The organism is Bacillus badius NBRC 15713 (assembly GCF_001591605.1).
Taxonomy (GTDB): domain Bacteria; phylum Bacillota; class Bacilli; order Bacillales; family Domibacillaceae; genus Pseudobacillus; species Pseudobacillus badius.
Window position 1 is genome coordinate 1 of the sequence record NZ_BCVF01000087.1, and the last position, 2,758, is coordinate 2,758.

The 2,758-nt window shown below is 38.9% G+C and carries 3 protein-coding genes; 2 read left to right on the plus strand and 1 reads right to left on the minus strand.

Annotated elements, in window-relative coordinates; genetic code table 11:
* Positions 1 to 211, minus strand: a 211-nt coding sequence (locus tag BBA02S_RS19710) for a helix-turn-helix domain-containing protein (protein WP_061786768.1), incomplete at its 3' end; no start/stop codon positions are given.
* 146 nt (positions 212 to 357) lie between these two features.
* On the opposite strand from BBA02S_RS19710, the gene BBA02S_RS19715 reads away from it, so the two are divergent.
* Both BBA02S_RS19715 and BBA02S_RS19720 read left to right on the plus strand, forming a co-directional pair.
* Positions 358 to 789 carry a hypothetical protein gene (locus BBA02S_RS19715; RefSeq protein WP_041114700.1) on the plus strand — a complete coding sequence of 144 codons (432 nt, stop codon included), beginning with the start codon at positions 358 to 360 and terminating at the stop codon, positions 787 to 789.
* Positions 790 to 1,485: 696 nt separating this feature from the next.
* Complete coding sequence (locus BBA02S_RS19720) at positions 1,486 to 2,400, plus strand: DMT family transporter (protein ID WP_041114701.1); 915 nt, start codon at positions 1,486 to 1,488, stop codon at positions 2,398 to 2,400.
* Positions 2,401 to 2,758: the final 358 nt, after the last annotated feature.

Consider the following 2,758-nt stretch of genomic DNA (forward strand, 5'->3'; position numbering starts at 1 on the left):
GGAGAGGGCTTTTTTTGTTGTATAGGGCATCTAGGTTGCAGTTAAGTAATTCGATTAAAATAAACGCTTTGTCAAACGGTATTAAGCTTGTGCCTTTTTCATAGTTGCGCAGCTGCGGAACACTCACTTCTAGTTTGTCTGCAATGAAAGCCTTTTTTAGTCCACTCTTCTTGATTAACTCCCCGATATTGCTTTCTAACTCTACTTTCATTTTTATCACCTAGTTACCTAATTCTTTAAAATTTCTTTTACTCCTTTCGTAAATTAAATTGATGTTTTTATGTAATTAAATTTCAAAGGAAGCATAAATTTTATTAAAGGCGTCAGCAGACGTCATAACGGAAGGGGAGGACGTCAATGGTTTACAGGCCAACAGTTAGGTATCATTCATCATTCAAAAAGTATGTAGATGACCTTTTCAAGACAACACACCTGGACCGCAATCAAATTATCCGGGCCGCTCTCTTTGCTGCAGCTCACTCCAAGGAATTTCAATCATTATTATTAGAGAACAAAAAGAAAGACGTCCCTCTCCCCTGCCCTAACTGGTCGCTGGATCAGGCCGCCTTATGGAGAGAACAGAATCCGGACATCAAAGAGAAGGGGGAGGCCGTCAGTGCTTACAATAGAAGAGAGACGTCAGCTGAAGAACTTGTTGGAACTTCTGAACGAGGAAGAGGAGACGGTAAACAACCGAGATGTCAGCAACCGATCCAGGGACGAGAAAGGAAGGTTCCTTCCGAAAGAAGAACTAGTACTGGAGGAATCGCCATCACATTCAGCTCGTAAAATTAAATTGGTGAAAATGAAAGGCACGTATGGGTCTTATTTTGTACACACAAAGAGGTTTACGGATGGGGAAAAGGACTTTTTGTTAGTGTTTGGATTCTTGGTGATCCTTTCATTTATCTTTTGATAAGCAGTTAATTTTCTCTATTGGGGTCTATGGGGACCAAATGGGGACCAAATCGGTATATATTTGGTTTAATTAAGTATAAAAGAAAGAAGAGGGAGAGCGGGGAAACACTTATATAATAAGGATTTGTATGAATGCAATATTATATGGTTTTACCCGCTCACCACACTGGCAGTGTAGAGGTCAGCGGTTCGAGCCCGCTATGCTCCATTACGTTTTTTACATTAAAGAGCCTGCAGACAAACTTGTCTGCAGGCTCTTTATGTGTTGGAATGCCCGGCATCACTTATCCTGCAAGAAACATAATCGTAATAATAATAGCTGATAAAATAAGTCCTCCGGCCATTCGTGTCCATTGGGTTGTCATCTCATTCTCCTCTCCCTATCTATTACCGAAAACTTCCTTGCTATATTATTCCCTTTTTCCAGAAAACTATGCATGCTTTTCTAAAAGAAGAACGATTTTGCTAATTTCGTTCATTCGCTAGAAATATGAGAGCAGAAGCTTTAAAATGATAAGTGGCTTCTAGCTTTTATTATGCATCCAGATAGACTAAAGGAGGACGTCTATGGACAGTCCAAAGATTAACCCTTATGCTGTATTGATTATTGGAGTTTTTTTCGTTTCTACCTCAGCTATATTTGTTAAGTTGTCGGCAGCCGATGCCGGTGTTATCGCATTTTATCGTTTACTCTTTACTATATTGCTTATGCTTCCTTTATTTCTGTTTAAATACGCCGGGGAGCTAAAGGAGATTTCAAAAAGAGACTGGCTTTTCTCTTTTGTAGCCGGCATTTTTTTAGCCTTTCACTTTATCCTGTGGTTTGAGTCGCTCAACTATACTTCTGTAGCAAGCTCTACTGTGCTAGTCACATTGCAGCCGCTATTTGCTTTTGCTGGTACGTATTTTATTTTTAAAGAAAAGTTTACTCTTGGCGCATTAATTGGCGGTCTGGTAGCAGTGGCAGGAAGCTTTATTATTGGATGGGGAGATTTTCAGGTAAGCGGACAGGCGCTTTACGGAGATGCGCTTGCCTTGGCTGCTTGTGCGCTGATTACCGGTTATTTGCTTTTTGGACAAACTATCCGAAAGCGGATGTCACTAATAACTTATACATTCATTGTCTATTTTAATTGTACCGTTGTGTTATTTTTATACGTGGTAATTAAGAAAGAAGCTTTCTATCCTTATCCTGCAAAAGAGTGGATATACTTCTTTTTATTAGCGGTTCTGTCAAACTTACTGGGCCATACTTTATTCAATTGGTCTATTAAATACATCAGCACCTCATCTGTATCGATGGCTATACTGCTAGAACCGATCGGCGCCAGTATCCTTGCTTGGTGGCTATTAAAAGAAAAGCTGTCAGCTGCACAAATAGCAGGAGGCACTGTTGTGCTGTTAGGTCTTTTATTGTTTGCGGCTGATCCAAAAAAGCTAAAGGGGATTTTAGCGAAACGCAAACAGCACATTCACTCATAAACAAGAGGCCCTGCAGGCTTCTTGTTTTTTTTGTGTGTACTGACGCTCTGAAGACAAACTTTGATTATTGGCAAGAAATAGTGTTTTACATGAGTGAATGGTCAACCAGTATGTTTATATTGGCTTTATAAAAAGAATAGACGAAAGGGATGTTCAAGCAAGCACAAAGGGTGATAGAATAGACAATATTAGATATGCAAAAAAAATCTATGTTTTTTTAAAAAAGTACTTGTTATCTATAAAATATCGTGATATATTATTACTTGTCCGAAAGACAGAAACGAAAAAGTTAGATAAAAAAACTTTTTGACAGGACAAAGCGAGTGTGCTATTGTTGAAAAGCACTTCAAAATTGATC